6 protein-coding genes are annotated in these 18,521 nt (G+C 56.6%); all 6 read right to left on the minus strand.

The features are described from left to right. Positions 1-89: 89 nt before the first annotated feature. The 6 genes from JIM94_RS09545 to JIM94_RS09570 all read right to left on the minus strand — a co-directional run bounded on the left by JIM94_RS09545 (position 90) and on the right by JIM94_RS09570 (position 18,422). Positions 90-6,926: a DUF7507 domain-containing protein gene (locus JIM94_RS09545; RefSeq protein WP_248703010.1), complete on the minus strand. Its 6,837-nt coding sequence runs from the start codon at positions 6,924-6,926 to the stop codon at positions 90-92. A gap of 925 nt (positions 6,927-7,851) precedes the next feature. Continuing rightward, positions 7,852-14,706, minus strand: coding sequence for a DUF7507 domain-containing protein (locus tag JIM94_RS09550; RefSeq protein ID WP_248703011.1), 6,855 nt, complete (start codon positions 14,704-14,706; stop codon positions 7,852-7,854). A 1,283-nt stretch (positions 14,707-15,989) separates the two neighbouring features. Next, positions 15,990-16,823: a sulfurtransferase gene (locus JIM94_RS09555; RefSeq protein ID WP_200254548.1), complete on the minus strand. Its 834-nt coding sequence runs from the start codon at positions 16,821-16,823 to the stop codon at positions 15,990-15,992. A gap of 166 nt (positions 16,824-16,989) precedes the next feature. Continuing rightward, positions 16,990-17,499 (minus strand): pentapeptide repeat-containing protein, encoded by a 510-nt coding sequence (locus tag JIM94_RS11425; RefSeq protein WP_336296543.1) that lies wholly within the window; start codon positions 17,497-17,499, stop codon positions 16,990-16,992. Beyond that, entirely contained in the window at positions 17,496-17,798 is a 303-nt protein-coding gene (locus JIM94_RS09565) for a hypothetical protein (RefSeq protein ID WP_248168469.1), read from the minus strand. The genes JIM94_RS11425 and JIM94_RS09565 overlap by 4 nt, the downstream gene beginning before the upstream one ends. 81 nt (positions 17,799-17,879) lie before the next feature. Continuing rightward, a complete protein-coding gene (locus tag JIM94_RS09570; protein WP_200254552.1) occupies positions 17,880-18,422 on the minus strand; it encodes a hypothetical protein in 543 nt (180 codons plus the stop codon). Between the last annotated feature and the right edge of the window lie 99 nt (positions 18,423-18,521).

The raw sequence follows: 18,521 nt of genomic DNA on the forward strand, positions 1-18,521 counted from the left end.
CACCCCCGACACACACCCCACACAAAGACCTGACCCGCCACACCTCCAACTAGAAGGCGGGCGGGCCAGAACCGGAAGAACCCTACCGGCTACTCATCCCTACGGCGTCGGACCGCGAACACCAGACCAAAACCAGCCAGCGCAAGCACCAGACCAACACCGACAGCAACCAGCACATTGGCACCAGTCACCGGCAACCGCTCAGGAACCCGATCCACAGACGGCACCTCACCATCAGCGACCGAACCATCCTCGCCACCATGACCCTTCACAGGACCATCCGACGGAACATCCGACCCGGGCTCCGGCACACCGGAAACAACCGGATCCTGCCCATCACCAACCGGACCACCACCCGGAACCGGAACCGGAATCGGAATGATCGCCCCACCACCGGTCGAACCGGTGACACCGGAATCATCCTTCTCCACCGTCACCTCAGCAGAATCAGTCGCAGAAACCGTCCGATCCTCCCGACCGGGATCCATATCATCAGGAATCGTCGCGACAACCGTCACCGGCCCACCGTAACGACCCGCATCCGCATCCGACCCGGTCACAACATGAGGCTGCGACCTACACGTCATCGACGCACCCGGAGCAAGCCTGACATCAGGACAATCAATCCCCGAAACGGATTCATCGGTAAGCGTCACACCACTCAACTCAACCCTGCCACCATTGGTCACCGTGTAACCGAAGACGACAGACTCACCAACCCGGTAGACCCTCTCACCATCAACAACATCCTTGGTCACGGCAATCGCCGCATCCCGCTTGAGCTCAACACTCACGGACGCTTCATTGCCCCGGACAACCCTGCCACCGACAACACCCTCCGCCGTCGCGGTGTTCACAAGCACACCACCACCGACGACATCGGAATCATTGACGGTGATCTCCGCCGTACAGACAAGGCTCTCACCGACCTGAAGAGACGAACCCTCCCCGGTCACACCACAATCCAGCTCCGTACCACGACCACGAAGCCAAGGATCACTGACCTTCACCCCGTCAACCGCCGTATTGCCCTCATTCCGAACAGAAACAGTGAAACTCACCGTCTCCCCGGAACCAACAGGACCAACCGGATCAGCAGTTTTAGTGACCACCAGACGCGGATCAGCAGCCGGAACCGACACCTGATCCTCCTCCGAAGTCACACCCGACCCCCTGGTCAAAGTAACCCCGTTGACTGTCGCGGCATTATCAACAGAACCCGCAGCAGCCTGATCCTGAGTCACGGTGTAGACACCGGAGGTGCACTCACGGGTAGCACCCGGCTCAAGCGGCGTGGAATTATCACAGACCACCTCAACCCCGGCCTTCCTGAGCTGCTCATCAACCACCTCGATATCACGCAACGACACCGCACCGGTATTGGTCACCACAAACCTGTAGGTGATCTCATCACCCACCCGGTACACCATCCCCGGCTCATATCCGACGACACTCTTGGCCACAGTCAACCCCGACCGGGAACTCACCGGAGCCGTCGCCGTCGCGGTCAACTCACCAATCTTGAAATCCCCGAACTCACCGGTGACCGTCGCGGTATTGACAACCTCGGTCTCCGCATCAACATCAGCCTGACTCACCACAGTCTCCGCGGTACAGACCACCTGCTCACCAACACCCAACGTCGCACCATCCGGCCCGACGACACCATCGACATCACAGCTCAGCTCACCTTCACCGAACATCGGATCACTCAACCGAACCTTCTCAACCGGAGTGGTCCCGTTATTGCGCACCCGAATCTCCCAGGTGATCATGTCCCCCGCTTCCACAGGACCCGTCGTCGACGCGCTCTTCGTGATCACCAGACCCGGCGAACCCGTAGCAACCTCAACACTGTCAGAGGCCTCCACCGACCGACCGTCACGTGTCTGCGCACGCACAGTAGCCGTATTAACCAGCACACCCCTGTCAGCGATCTCCTCATCGACCATGAAGGGATCCGCGGTGCACTCCAACACCGCACCCGGCGCCACATCAGTCCCGGAACACCGGACATTACGCAGCATCGGATCACTCACCTCAACATCAGTCAACGTGACCGCCCCGGTGTTACGGACATCAAACGAATACGACACCTCAGACCCCGGAGTGTACCGACGCTCAGGTTCGGCAACCTTCTTATCCAGAGCAACACCAGCCCGAACATCAAGCGCCGTCGTCACCTCATCCGACGCCTCAACCCGCAGACCGTGAACCTCACCACTGACAGTGACCTCATTGACCAACTGCCCACCATCAGCCAGATCCAGATCATCCTGACCAACCTGCACCGTGGCCGAACACGAGACAACCTCACCGGCATCAAGGCGAACACCCTCACCGGTCAACTGCCCACGATCACCACACTCGACACCAACCCCCCTGGCCTCAAGCATCGGATCAGACAACCTCACCCCATCCAGCGGAGCAGTACCACTGTTGGTGACCGTAAAGCCGTAGGAAACCTCACCATCAACCCCGACAGGCTCCGACGCATCAGCAGTCTTGACAACAGCAATGCCCGCCTTACGGACATCCACCGACACCTCACCACGCTTCGGCTCGAAAGCCTCCCCGTTCACGGGAGTCGCATGAGCAGTCGCAACATTCGAAACGACACCGACACCATCCTCCCCGACATCACCATCACCAACGGTATACGCCACAGTGCACGTCAGAGAATCACCCGGAGCAACAACACCATCACCGTCATTACACGAAATCTCCCCACCGGCATCACTGACCAACGGATCATCAACCCGCACATCCTTCAACGTGACATCACCAGTATTAGAGACCTTCAACTCATACGAAACAACCTCACCGGGAACATAGAAATCCTTCCCATCAACAACAGACTTCGTGAAATCAAACCCCGCAGACGTCACCAGCTCAACAACAACCGAATCACTCGGCCCCTGAACAACCTCACCGCCATACATCGCCGTAGCAGACGCCGTATTAGTCAACGACGTACCCGCAGCAACATCCGCCTCAGTAACCACATACTCACCGGTACACAGGAACCCCTGATTCGGCGACAAAACACCACCCTCATCAGAAAGAGGACTACCGTGATCCCCTTCCACAGGGCCACCATTCCCATCCAGTGCCTTACAGGACAGATCAAAATCCCCACCGTCCCAGTCATCAACCAGTTTAACGTCCGTCAGATCGGCGGTGCCGTCGTTAACGACAGCGACATAGAAAGAAACGGTCTCCCCCACACTGCGTTCGACACTCTTTTCATAATTGTCGGTGGCCTCATTGTGGATGGCCTTGTGAACAATCAGCGAAGGTTGCGGATCAACCAAACCGAAATCGATTTCACCGATCGTGATTGGATCCCCCTCCGGAATGACCAAATTCTCGACCGTGTTCTTACCCTGATTCGCGGGATCCGGACCGGACTGCGTCAGGTACATACCGTCAGGAACGTCGATCTTCACCGTGTAGGTACCCGGGGAAAGCTCACTGAACGCGTAGTTACCTTCAGCATCGGTCTCCTCAGTGAAGATAACGTCACCCGCACTGTTCACCAACGTCACGGTCGCGTTCCCGTAATCATCTTCATCGTAATCCCGGCGACCGGAAGCGTCTTTATCGAGATAAACATGCCCCTCGATAGTCGAGGTCTCGATCCTGGTTTGCACCGCGTCCGGAGACGGAACCACATCACGGAGCTGCCCCGTTTCGGTGGCTCGGCCTATGGACAGCCGGTTGACAACGACGTCGTCGTGAAGCGCACCCGGAACCGAAGCGGTCATCCTGACGGTGAAAAGATCACCGGGGTCAAAGTCGGCGGTCATCCGTACCGCGGTGACCTCCTCAAGTGAACTCGGGCAGTTCGGGTCACCGGAGGTGAGATCGGCGCACCACTTCGTCGAACCACCGGGAGCGTTCGTGGAATCGCCGGGGTCCCGATTGATCTCTGCGGGAGCGGTCTTTGTGTACTCTATCGCGACCTCGGGAGAATGCTCGACCTGCGACAACGTGACCTTGCCCGCCGTCTTGGTCTTCGGTTGCCCATCACCAGAGGGACTATCTCCGTCGTAGGGGAGAACATCGATCCAACGAACACCGGAAACCGGATTGTCCATGCTGTTGTGCAGACCAATCGTCCAGGACACTGAGTCGTCAACACCGATGACGGTGTCACTGACCTCCTTGGAGGCCGAGAGATTCTTCGTGTAGTTGATTGCCCGTGCATCAGTTACCACCCGCCTCCCGGAGCGGGGCTTACCTTCGACGGTTTCGCCCTGAAGATTCTGATACTGCCAGGTCATCTTGGTGACGGTCTTTACCTCATCAGCTTTCACGAGGTTGGACACACGCCCCCAGAGCACCAACCCACTCAATCTGGCATCCGACAACGGAAGAGTCTCGCCTGCGGGCAGGGACCATTCAACGACGGTCGGCTCATCGTCCGCACATCCTGGTTCACCTGTGTCGGCGCTCCGAATGATGTTGACGTTCCAGCGGGAATCATTCTCGTTGGTGAGACTGTCCGCCCATTTGCTGGTACGCCTCTTGACGGCGGACCCACGGATATCCAGACAAGCATCCAGCTTTGTGTTCACAATAGGAGAGACAGGGTGATCTTCGGGTAGACCGAACTCCTCCAGCTCAGGCACCACCTGATAGCGGAACTGCGAACCAGGAATGGAATTGTAGGTCCAGAAAGAAGTATTGTTGATCCCGGCGATAAACGGGTGCAGATACTTGAAAGAGTCAGAAGACGGTCCCTGGAATTCCTCACCTTCCCCGGGACTCACATATGCGTGATCCTCGAGAGGCGGGGACATGCCTCTGTCGTCGAAGTCGTTTCGTTTCTCCATCGCAGGCGACGGAGTGAACTGAATGTACGTACGGGCACCTGCCACGAAAGAAAGGGGTCGTTTTGCGACGAGTTTGATGGCGTTGATTGCGTCACGCCCACCGGGAACCTCGTCGGGATCGGTATACCAGTTGTCAGTAGAACCGGCCACACCACAACCACGATTTTCCGTCTGTTCAGAAGAATAGTAGGCCGTGAAATTCTCCGTAGAGGGAAGGACATCTTCTTCAATTCCGTCCGAGGGATTCTCGACATCCACTCGGTAATACCATGGGTACCTGTCGAAATCCAGTTTCTGCTCACTCGGATCCCAGGTGTCACATATCTCTACCTTCCGCTTCACGGGAAGAGAGGTAACCCGAATGACCGCAGGCACCTCTTGACCCAGGGTTGACACCCCAGCTCCATAGCCAGTCTGATAAAAGTCAAGGGCCGGAAAGACACCCTTAGAGAACAAATTACCGGACTCGAATTGCCTGACCTCCCTCTTCCCGCAGTTATTGTTCTTGAGGGTACCGTTATACTGACTACCACCGGGTCTCCAACCACCGATCTCAGAGGTGTCGAAGTCACAGGATTCACCACTGCCGATCTCGGTCCGCCCCTCGTTCACGAGGGTACCGTCCTCGGTGGTGAAATCAGGCAAATCTTTTTTCACACGATAGACGATAGATTCACCGAGATGATCGGCGGCCGTATCGGCCGGGTAGAAGACGTAAAAATCCTTATTGAGCGTTTGACTACTTCCGTTAATTCCCAGATTTAGAGGATCGCTATATTCCCTCGTCTCGAGAATGACATCTTCAATCGACACTCCGGTAGGATCTGTCGTCACGAAGCTTCCCTCGGGAGCCTCTACGATCTCCAGCGGAACCGTTTGAGGATCACGATAGGGACGAGGTATATGCAGCGAACCCTTCGACGTGTTACTCGAGTTTTCATCCCGGACACGGGCATGGTTAACGAGAGTGACCTTCTGCTTCAGATAATCCCTCCCCCCGACATGAGCGACACCTACATTCGGAGGATTTCCGGCGTAAGAATCTGTCACCGCCAGGTCGAGATCAGCCACGCCGACAACCTTGTAGCCATCCGCTACGGTCGGTACCACACCGGTGATATCCGGCCTACCATACTCCGTGGAATACTGTTCTTCCAGGTCACCCTCGACAATAAACACACGCGCTTCATCAAGAACATTTTTCTTATTGTCCGAAAGTACGGAAATATCCTGCTTGTAAATCAAATCAAGACCAGGCAACGGTGTGAAGGTGCAGGCGGGTATGTGTTTTCCGCCCACCTTGACAAGCTTCCGTTCAGCATTCGTCCACTGCCCCGGGCGCGCCTTACACAACTCGCCGAACCCCTGGGACAGCACACTGTCGGTCTCCCTGTCCCCCTGGGGTGCCCTAATTTCAGCACCGGGACCACCGTCATTAAACCTTCCGTTAACCCACGGTATTCCGAAGCTCCAGAAATCCAAAGCTACAGTGAACTTCTCTGGGTTGCTCGGTCTGGTTTTCACAGAAAGCTCGACATTGTACTTGACCCAGTCATTGGTGCAGACGATGTCATCTTCCGGAGTGTCATCTCCCCCCTCGAAAGGAACCGTCGCCTCCGAATTCAGCGAGCACCTGTCCGTGGTGTCATGGCCGGTACCGGTGGCTTCACGCTGAAGATTAGCCGCCACACCGTAATCGTCACCCACCGCACGCAGCGCCCTACCCACCCCGGGCAGCAGTCCGGCGCCCCCGTCATCTACGGAAGGTGCGGCAGCATCAGCACCCTCCCCGACAGAAGGTGCGGCAGCATCAGACCCCTCATCAACGGAAGGTGCGGGATCATCAGACCCCTCCGCATCATCAGCGACGTCCACGGCCTGATCATCGACAGGAGACACCTCAACTACCTCAGGCTCCGCCTTCCCGCTAGAGGGGGTATCGGCGATCGCCACACCACTCAGCAACACGGACATCGCGAGAAGAGCGACACAGATCACGGCCGTGACACGCATTCCCACCGGTCCAATCCGCCTCAAGAGCGGACCACTCCCCCCCAGTAAACCTGAATCCAAGATCAGATTTTTCATACTTTACCTACCTTATTCACACCTGTTAGAAGCCGGACGGTGCTGGATTTTACCAGTTCAGCTATTAGCGTTAGCTCAGCTTACCAGATGTGCCCCCAGCAACACTCCCGAGCGCTACCACGCGACGCCGAAGGTCCTCGACAACACCCCGCACCACGCGTCATGCAGACACATCGACGATGAGTGAAGGCCAGGTGAACAAGATGGCCCCAACCATACTCAAACACGGCCGACAAAGTGGCACCGGACAAGAAGCCCCAAAACACGCACGCCACCGTATTTACAACCCTGCCAAAACTATCACTTCTGCTACATAATGGCTGAAGGTTATTTAAGTGCGTGTAAGTTTATTTCCTGCGCAGACCAAGTACCTCGCACCTATCCCCATGAGTCACACGCGGTCATTACGCCCCGGGGCGGAGAAGCGCTTAAAAGACTTTTCTCCGGAAACGCCCCGCACCACCGGAACAACCTGACGACGAGATCACAAAGCATCCGCAGATACCTATCTCACGGACTTTCTGTTCCAGAAAAATACCGCCCAAAGACGCTTGAACACGGAACTGAGACATCCCCGCCCCGACATCATTCCCCATCGGTAGAGATGAGTCATCCTGGTGAGCTCCCCCCGCACAGAGGTTCAACGAACGTAACCGGATGAGCCGCCTCAGAGCTTCCATCCGCAACAACCCGAAAGTCCGGAAGCCTAGCCTGTCCCACCAACAGTTGCCCGGAACTGTCCCTCCCCATCCGAGGAAAGCATCAGCAAGTCCAAGGGGTATTACGGGTATAAGACACAGGCCACCACAATTCGATCCCACGTTTGTGGTTCGGTGCACCCCCGACACACACCCCACACAAAGACCTGACCCGCCACACCTCCAACTAGAAGGCGGGCGGGCCAGAACCGGAAGAACCCTACCGGCTACTCATCCCTACGGCGTCGGACCGCGAACACCAGACCAAAACCAGCCAGCGCAAGCACCAGACCAACACCGACAGCAACCAGCACATTGGCACCAGTCACCGGCAACCGCTCAGGAACCCGATCCACAGACGGCACCTCACCATCAGCGACCGAACCATCCTCGCCACCATGACCCTTCACAGGACCATCCGACGGAACATCCGACCCGGGCTCCGGCACACCGGAAACAACCGGATCCTGCCCATCACCAACCGGACCACCACCCGGAACCGGAACCGGAATCGGAATGATCGCCCCACCACCGGTCGAACCGGTGACACCGGAATCATCCTTCTCCACCGTCACCTCAGCAGAATCAGTCGCAGAAACCGTCCGATCCTCCCGACCGGGATCCATATCATCAGGAATCGTCGCGACAACCGTCACCGGCCCACCGTAACGACCCGCATCCGCATCCGACCCGGTCACAACATGAGGCTGCGACCTACACGTCATCGACGCACCCGGAGCAAGCCTGACATCAGGACAATCAATCCCCGAAACGGATTCATCGGTAAGCGTCACACCACTCAACTCAACCCTGCCACCATTGGTCACCGTGTAACCGAAGACGACAGACTCACCAACCCGGTAGACCCTCTCACCATCAACAACATCCTTGGTCACGGCAATCGCCGCATCCCGCTTGAGCTCAACACTCACGGACGCTTCATTGCCCCGGACAACCCTGCCACCGACAACACCCTCCGCCGTCGCGGTGTTCACAAGCACACCACCACCGACGACATCGGAATCATTGACGGTGATCTCCGCCGTACAGACAAGGCTCTCACCGACCTGAAGAGACGAACCCTCCCCGGTCACACCACAATCCAGCTCCGTACCACGACCACGAAGCCAAGGATCACTGACCTTCACCCCGTCAACCGCCGTATTGCCCTCATTCCGAACAGAAACAGTGAAACTCACCGTCTCCCCGGAACCAACAGGACCAACCGGATCAGCAGTTTTAGTGACCACCAGACGCGGATCAGCAGCCGGAACCGACACCTGATCCTCCTCCGAAGTCACACCCGACCCCCTGGTCAAAGTAACCCCGTTGACTGTCGCGGCATTATCAACAGAACCCGCAGCAGCCTGATCCTGAGTCACGGTGTAGACACCGGAGGTGCACTCACGGGTAGCACCCGGCTCAAGCGGCGTGGAATTATCACAGACCACCTCAACCCCGGCCTTCCTGAGCTGCTCATCAACCACCTCGATATCACGCAACGACACCGCACCGGTATTGGTCACCACAAACCTGTAGGTGATCTCATCACCCACCCGGTACACCATCCCCGGCTCATATCCGACGACACTCTTGGCCACAGTCAACCCCGACCGGGAACTCACCGGAGCCGTCGCCGTCGCGGTCAACTCACCAATCTTGAAATCCCCGAACTCACCGGTGACCGTCGCGGTATTGACAACCTCGGTCTCCGCATCAACATCAGCCTGACTCACCACAGTCTCCGCGGTACAGACCACCTGCTCACCAACACCCAACGTCGCACCATCCGGCCCGACGACACCATCGACATCACAGCTCAGCTCACCTTCACCGAACATCGGATCACTCAACCGAACCTTCTCAACCGGAGTGGTCCCGTTATTGCGCACCCGAATCTCCCAGGTGATCATGTCCCCCGCTTCCACAGGACCCGTCGTCGACGCGCTCTTCGTGATCACCAGACCCGGCGAACCCGTAGCAACCTCAACACTGTCAGAGGCCTCCACCGACCGACCGTCACGTGTCTGCGCACGCACAGTAGCCGTATTAACCAGCACACCCCTGTCAGCGATCTCCTCATCGACCATGAAGGGATCCGCGGTGCACTCCAACACCGCACCCGGCGCCACATCAGTCCCGGAACACCGGACATTACGCAGCATCGGATCACTCACCTCAACATCAGTCAACGTGACCGCCCCGGTGTTACGGACATCAAACGAATACGACACCTCAGACCCCGGAGTGTACCGACGCTCAGGTTCGGCAACCTTCTTATCCAGAGCAACACCAGCCCGAACATCAAGCGCCGTCGTCACCTCATCCGACGCCTCAACCCGCAGACCGTGAACCTCACCACTGACAGTGACCTCATTGACCAACTGCCCACCATCAGCCAGATCCAGATCATCCTGACCAACCTGCACCGTGGCCGAACACGAGACAACCTCACCGGCATCAAGGCGAACACCCTCACCGGTCAACTGCCCACGATCACCACACTCGACACCAACCCCCCTGGCCTCAAGCATCGGATCAGACAACCTCACCCCATCCAGCGGAGCAGTACCACTGTTGGTGACCGTAAAGCCGTAGGAAACCTCACCATCAACCCCGACAGGCTCCGACGCATCAGCAGTCTTGACAACAGCAATGCCCGCCTTACGGACATCCACCGACACCTCACCACGCTTCGGCTCGAAAGCCTCCCCGTTCACGGGAGTCGCATGAGCAGTCGCAACATTCGAAACGACACCGACACCATCCTCCCCGACATCACCATCACCAACGGTATACGCCACAGTGCACGTCAGAGAATCACCCGGAGCAACAACACCATCACCGTCATTACACGAAATCTCCCCACCGGCATCACTGACCAACGGATCATCAACCCGCACATCCTTCAACGTGACATCACCAGTATTAGAGACCTTCAACTCATACGAAACAACCTCACCGGGAACATAGAAATCCTTCCCATCAACAACAGACTTCGTGAAATCAAACCCCGCAGACGTCACCAGCTCAACAACAACCGAATCACTCGGCCCCTGAACAACCTCACCGCCATACATCGCCGTAGCAGACGCCGTATTAGTCAACGACGTACCCGCAGCAACATCCGCCTCAGTAACCACATACTCACCGGTACACAGGAACCCCTGATTCGGCGACAAAACACCACCCTCATCAGAAAGAGGACTACCGTGATCCCCCTCGCCAGCGGCCCCACCCGCAGCCATAACCTGGCAGGACAGATCAAAATCCCCACCGTCCCAGTCATCAACCAGTTTAACGTCCGTCAGATCGGCGGTGCCGTCATTAAAGACAGCGACATAGAAAGAAACGGTCTCCCCCACACTGCGTTCGACACTCTTTTCATAATTGTCGGTGGCCTCATTGTGGATCACCTTCTGAACAATCAGCGAAGGTTGCGGATCAACCAAACCGAAATCGATTTCACCGATCGTGATTGGATCCCCCTCCGGAATGACCAAATTCTCGACCGTGTTCTTACCCTGATTCGCGGGATCCGGACCGGACCGCTTCAGGTACATACCGTCAGGAACGTCGATCTTCACCGTGTAGGTACCCGGGGAAAGCTGACTGAACGCGTAGTTACCTTCGGAATCGGTTTGTTTGGTTAACACAACGTCACCCGCACTGTTCACCAACGTCACGGTCGCATTCTCGTAATCATCTTCATCGTAATCCTGGTAACCGGAACCGTCTTTATCGAGATAAACATGCCCCTCGATCGTGGCGGCCACAAGCCTGGTCCTGACAGGATCAGGCGCGGGAACAGGAGCCTTGAGTTGCCCCTCCTCCAGTGACTTGCCCACCGACGACCGATTCACAAGCTCGTCCCCGTTGGTTCCACCGACTACTGAGGCCGTCATCTTGAACGTCAGAAGCTCACCGGGGTCAAAATCGGCACTCATCCGTACCGCGGTGACCTCCTCAAGTGAACTCGGACAATTCGGATCACCGGAGGTGAGATCGGCGCACCACTTCGTCGAACCACCGGGAAGATTCGTCGGGTCGTCAGGATCGTTGACAATGTCGCGGGGAGTTCTTCTGGTGTACTCGACCGCGAGCTTGTCGGAAGCATTTATGTCGGAGAGAGAAACCCTCCCCGACGTGTCGGTTCCTCGGTCATCTCCATCGAAAGGCAGGACATCAATCCAACGCACCCCACGCACCGGCCCATCAAAGGTGTTGCGGAATCCAAGAGTCCAGGAAAATGACTCATCCAGATCAACAGACTCTTTATCGACCGTCTTCGACGCTGAAAGGCTCTTCACGTAATTTACCGGTTTCGTATAAATAGCCAGTCCATTCGACGAAACACCAGTACCGAAGTATCTTTCGAAATTCTCCTTTTCCACAAGGTCCCCCTGACCGTTGCGATAACTCCAGGAGAACTTGGCCCCCACATGAACCTCATCAGCCTTTACAAGTGGGGATACCTGGCCATTGACAGACAGGTAACCTACAGCAGCCTCGGAGAACGGGATAGGTTCTCGCAGTGACGCGGTCACAGTAATTGGTTCATCATCTGCACAGCCGACTTCCCCGATATCTTCACCTCTATCAATATTGATCTCCCAACGCTCATCGACCTCATTTTCGGGATAAATTCCACTCCCCCTAGCTTTCCGAGCTTTAACCACAGCTCCTGAAACGTCTAGACAGGCATCAAACTTCGCAAAGAAGGAAGTGGACATAAGGTAATCATCCGAAAACCCGTACTGCTGATAGTAGGGAATGAGAGACCAATTAAAGGACCTACCGGCCGTCAGGTTCGAGTTGGGATCACTGAAACCAGAACTGAACTCATTTTGCCCCACAATAAAAGGACTTACATAACGATAGGATGCGGATGCGGGACCCTGAAATTCGTCGGGGTTATCCAGGTTGATGTATGCATGATCATAGGCAGGCTCTGAAAAACCAAACTTGTTGACCCGCTCATCCATACCCTCGGCCGGGGTAAACATGAGTGCCAAGAGCCCACCCTTTACAAAAGTAACCGGGTTCTTTGACACAACCTTTACCGCACTGACAGCAAATTTGCCGCCAGGAACATTTTCCGGTTCATCCTCCCAACCCTCAGTGGAACCAGGAACTCCACAGCCGGTATCCGAATTATACTGAGAAGAATATAGGGTGGTGAAATTTCGTCCGTGTACAGCACGGTCTTCGGAAATGCCTTCCCCGTAGCCCGGGGTCTCGACAGAGACGTAGCTTCCACCATATTCATACAACAGACGTTGCTCGGCAGGATCCCATACGTCACAGATCTCAACATTGCGGTCACCCGGAACCGGCTCCACCCATATTGTTGCGTGTATCTGTCCCCCCTGAGTGATCCCGTCAATCCTCTGTTTTACACCGTCATCATCGATATACTCATAGCCGGCTACTCCAATTCCGGAGACTTGTTTTCTGAGCAAGTCTCCGGCCACGTATCGCTCAATTCTTGACACCCCACAGTTATTGTTCTTCGGAGCGTCGCCCTGTCCATTGTCCCCGGGATCATACCCGCCGATTGATGAGGTATCGAAGTCGCAGTCCTCACCACTACCAATCTCAGCATCCCCCCCATTTACCAGCGGACCACCAACAGTACTGATGGTCCCGAGCTCTTTTTTCACTCGGTAGGTGAACGAGCTGCCAAGATTCTCTTCTACCGAATCAGCTGGATAAAAGACGAAAAAGGGCAGGGGACCATCCGTTGCACCATTAAGCCGCAGGGGATATTCATGCCCAGTACGACCTTGAAAACTGATATCCTGAACAGTCTGTCCCGTCGGGTCCGAAGTCACGAAACTTCCTTCAGGGGCCCCCTCAATGGTAATCGGAATCTTCTGAGGTTCCCCCGCCGGACGCTCTATGTACAATGAGCCCTTATCATAGGAGCCGACGCCCCTTTTTTTCGCATAATATTGCAAACTATACGGCTTTCCGATGTAATCCTTGCCATCAATCCGCGCAATAGTTTTCTTTTGTTCGCCATGCTCTTCCACATAGAAATCTATATCGGCGACACCGACGACGTTATAACCTTGAGCGACCGTGGGCTCCACGCCGGAGATAACCGGCACGCGACTATCATTCGTCCCGTACTTGTCTTCAATATTCCCCCGTACGACGTATACACGGGCTTCACTCAAAGAAGTATTTTTTATATCTGCAAGAGCCGACAAACTCTGCTTGTAGGCGAGATCAAGTCCGGCATCTGGAGTGAAGGTACAGGCGGGGACATATTTTTCGCCGACCTTGACGATTTTCCGCACAGTCGACCACTGTCCAGCGCGTGACGTGCAGAAGTCAGAGAATCCTTTTGAAACAGCAACATCGGCATTAGGCTCGAGTCCGTACTGTGTAATTATTTCTCGGTTGGTATCCGTACTGGCATAGCGACCGTTCAGGAAAGGTATGTCGTAAGTCCAGAGATCCAGGACAACGGTAAAGTCCTCCGGTTCGACAGGCTTGGTTTTGACCGAAAGCTCAATATTGTATTTGACCCAGTCGCGGGTACAGACAACATCATCTTCCGCGGAGTCATCACCCCCCTGGAACGGAATGTCCGCCCCGGAATTGAGCACACATCCACTCGACCCGCCATGGCCGGTACCCGTAGCTGTACGATTAAAAACGGGTCGTATATAATACTGTTCGGAGCCCAAATCGTCAAGATCGTTAGCGTCTGCAACGAGAGACTGAGAGCGGTCATCACCCTCGCCGAGAGATGGGACCTCCGCACCCTCCAACACCGGGTCAGCGGTTTCGCCACCTTCGACCACCGGATCGGCGCTTTCTTCACCTTCGACCACCGGGTCGGCGGTTTCGCCACTTTCCGCGTCGGGGGACACTGACTCTTCAGTGAGTGTCGACTCCTCAGGGGAACCACTCTGACCGACAGCCTCGGGACTCAGAACCACTGAAACCATGGAAACGATGAGGAACGCCACGCAGATCAGCGCGCTCGCGCGAACAACCAACGGGATAAACCTGCTCGGCGCCTCCGTACGCCCTCCCCCCCAACCTGGTTTTATTGAAAGAGATTTCATTTATCTTCGCCTTTTCATGTAGAAGCACGCCCCGACCTCGGTCAAACCTTCTAAATCGGGTTAGATTTCGCGTTTAGAATATCAGGAGTCAAGGCTTCAGGATAGGTAGGAACTGAGATAGACCTCAGATACCCGTAGATTGAACGGTCTTCGGCGCGGATCCCTTGAGCGGGTTTCTTCGCGGAACATCAGGGATGTCAACCGCACCAGTGCAGTCAAACATGAGGATGGACAGTTGCATGGAGGCCACCGCTCCACACAATGGTGTTTTTCTCCGGCGTTGCCTGTGCCCACTGCCCACTCCCCAGGAGCCGACCTAACGTCAGCCTCCCCCACACCAGACACCCGCCCCGATGACGTACCGGAATGGCTTTACCCCACCCCGAAGCTCGTAGGTTGAAGGTTCCGATGACACAACGTCACACCGTTGAGGAGCTACCTGTCCGTGAGGCAGATGCACACGCAAACGACAGGACGAAGACTCCCCGATACCCCGGTTCAGAGTTTTTACCTTGCCTCGAAACGATCAATCCTCATCTTTGATCCCTGAGGCCGCGTCTGGCAGTGGTTCAGCGCCCACACCCCTTTTTTCAGCTCTTTCAACCTTACACACCGGCACCAGCCGACTTGTTCCGAGATCGAATCAAACTAAAAGAGATACTTGATGCACATCAATCATCGTCATCCGCCAATAACGGCCCCACCAACCGGATTTTCATGCATCCGGATGAACTGGACCGGACCGCTCGGACTGCACTGGACGAACGCTCCGTGGTTGACTGAAATACGATAGAGCGGCAGATCGGTTCGTCCGAGACCAGTATCAGTCACCACCGAGCATCCATGAAGACCTCGGCTCGCAAACCGGACCTCATCCCAGCGAACAGTCTGCTCACCGACAGAAGTAGCGACGACAGGTCCCATCACGATGAGGCCGACACCCCTCCAGATTCCTTCGACGCATTCAGGCATTTTGCCCATATCTCTGATCTGAACCACGTCTATCCGTCGGGCACAGCTTCCAAAAAACGTTTTCAGCAGATGAAAAGGAAACTTATAATTCTATTTCCCAGAAACATCCGCTATATCCGGAGATGCTTAACCAGATAGATCAGGAAACTAATTTCACGACAATATGTGAGCCGTATCTCGAAGGCTGGCACTCACAGTTTTTCGAACGACATGGGTGCGTGAGCACTCGCAACAATTGCTCACCATCAGAGATCTCTTCTCGATGTAACTGTGCCCTCCGTCGGCAACTCCGCGGTCCACCAAGATGAGAGTCAGACCCCAGTCGCCACCGGATTCGACGGAGTCGCACACCACTGCGACCAACCACCGATGTACACCGCCGCCCCCGGCATACCGGCATAATGCATCGCCGCGACAGCCAACGAGGAATGCAGACCGGAACCCGAATAGATGATCACCTTCGACGGATCATCCACACCCACCGACTCCAACTCCGCACGGATCTCCTCAGGCGTACGGAACGTGTTGTCCTCGTTCGTCAGACGACCGGCCGGCAGGTTCACCGCCCCCGGAATGTGCCCGGCCTTCAGATCCAGGCGCTCCTTACGGCCCTTGAACCGGTTCTCCTCCCGCACGTCGAGAAGCAGACCGTCGAAGTCCTTCACCTCATCGATCGTCGCCACCGGCAACTGACCGGGATTCACCTCAAGAGTGCACTTCTGCGGCAGATTCCCCGGACCACCGGCATGCCGGTGCCCCTCCCTGATCCACGCCGCGAGACCACCGTCGAGAATCTGAACATCCGGTACACCCGCCCACGTGAGAATCCACCACGCACGTGCCCCCATCAACCCACGACCACCGTCATAGACGACGACACGATGCTTGTCATTCAGACCCCACCGCTCGAACCACATCTGGAGAATCGCCGGATCCGGCAACGGATTCCGCCCCGCCTTACTCGACGGTGCGGACGTCAACGCACGCGCCGGGTCACAGAAAATCGAGTTCGGGATGTGCTTACCCCGGTAATACTGGAACCCGGCGTCCTCCGGGCCGGGTAACCACATCGACGCCAGCAGTGTCGTCTTCATTCCGGTTTTCATTCCATCAGCGAGTTCCGTGGGCGTGATAAGCAGGCTCATGCGCCCCAGGATAGTCAAGTTCCGACGTTGGGGGATGGGGCACGGAGGTGAAGACGGACCAGCGTACGAGCCGGAATAGTGAGGTACGGGGTACGACGGGTGGAGGGGCGGAACTCTCCCTGATCGTGGGCGCGGCGCTTAGACTGCGGGAGTCGCCGCCAGAGCGCTAGTCGTTCCCCTCCGGGGTCTCCTCCGGTTCCGGATCATCGACCAGTTCCATGCCGTGAGCCTCCGGATCGAAGCCCTCGGGGAACACCGTGGAAGGGCTGTAGGTGGCGTCCTGCCATTGAGTGTTTTCGTCGAAGGTACAGGGCATATACAACGATCCATCGTTATTCTTGTAGGAGAGCTCCGCCCCCCTCAGGTTCGCGCCCGTCAGCTCCGCCCCCTCCAGGTTCGCACGCCACAGATCCGCCCCCTCCAGGTTCGCGAGCTGCAGCATTGCCCCCTCCAAATGGGCAGACTCCAAATCAGCACCCCTCAGACGGGCCGTCCAAGTCTTCTCGCGAATCTGCTTTCCTTTTTTGTCCGTATCCCCCGACACAGGTCTGCCATCAACAGGCAGATCCGGGAGTCTGACTCCCTCAAAGTTCACCCCATCGAACGATCCCTTCTGGGCGGATTTCAACCCCTTCCGGCGAGCGGCGATGATCCCCTCCTGGAGATCTCGTTTCACATTTGTTCCAGCATTCTCACTCGATGAATCTCCAGGAGAGCCCTGGGTGCCCGAACGTAGTCTTTCATCGCCAGGTCGAAGAGCTCCTGTCTCCGGCGCAGACCTTCGGCTCTGAGCTGTTCCAAGCGCTGCTTCATGTCGTCGGGTTTCCTGGATGAAATCTCCGTGCATTCTCCTTCTATGAGGGCGTTCCAGTCGTCGATCTGGAACATCAACTCGGAGATTGCGGCTGCGCGCACGACTTCACTGTCCTTGGACAGATGATCAATGGAGGTCTGCAGCTTCTTCGACATGTCCATGCGCTGCTGAACGGAGAGTTGCCGACTCTCCCGCAGTGACTCGGATTCCAGTCGGTCGTTCTGTCGCCTGTCCTCCCGCTCCTACTGCTCGATGGAACGGCGTTGGGTGGCCCAGACAGAGAGAGCCACGCCTCCTGCGGCGAAGAAGCCCGCAGCCAGCTGCACCGTCTTTTCGAGGTCCGAGACCAGTATCGCCCGCAGTCCCGCGGCGAGAGCGAGGACCGCCAGAAGCACGAAGAGAAGTTCCGGGAACGACACCTTCTTCACCGGTGCAGTCGTACCCGGGTGTGTGTCTGCCGGTTCACGTGTTTCCTCGGGGATGCGTTCCGTGAACCAGACACTCAACCACACCAGGACCACCACCACGGCAAACCCGATGAGCATCCACTGCCGCCAAGACCCCTCGCTGAGCTTTACCCAGAGCTTGCCCCAGCCCTCCCCGACGAGAGCCAGCGGGAGAGTGATGAAGACGAGAATGGTGACGATCTGCTGCCTGTCCCCCAGTGTCCGCCACCTGGGGATACCTTCGGAAGGTTCGGTACCGCTGCGGTCGGCCGTTTTATGCGGCACCTTCGCGTCCGCTTCTTCACCGCGAACGTCGGGGTGCTCCAGCAGCCAGATCACCAGCCGGAACGGTAGCAGCACCACCCGGAACAACATGGCGACCATCCAGATGAGCCCCCCGGATCACCCTCGGGTGATCCTCAGGTATCCCGCGGAAAC

Source organism: Corynebacterium pygosceleis (assembly GCF_016595275.2).
In the GTDB taxonomy this organism is placed as follows: Bacteria; Actinomycetota; Actinomycetes; order Mycobacteriales; family Mycobacteriaceae; genus Corynebacterium; species Corynebacterium pygosceleis.

Excerpts from the sequence above, each read along its gene's own strand:
- JIM94_RS09565 (WP_248168469.1), bottom strand. The coding sequence starts at position 17,798 with ATGGACATGTCGAAGAAGCTGCAGACCTCCATTGATCATCTGTCCAAG.
- JIM94_RS09555 (WP_200254548.1), bottom strand. The coding sequence starts at position 16,823 with ATGAGCCTGCTTATCACGCCCACGGAACTCGCTGATGGAATGAAAACC.
- JIM94_RS09545 (WP_248703010.1), bottom strand. The coding sequence starts at position 6,926 with ATGAAAAATCTGATCTTGGATTCAGGTTTACTGGGGGGGAGTGGTCCG.
- JIM94_RS09550 (WP_248703011.1), bottom strand. The coding sequence starts at position 14,706 with ATGAAATCTCTTTCAATAAAACCAGGTTGGGGGGGAGGGCGTACGGAG.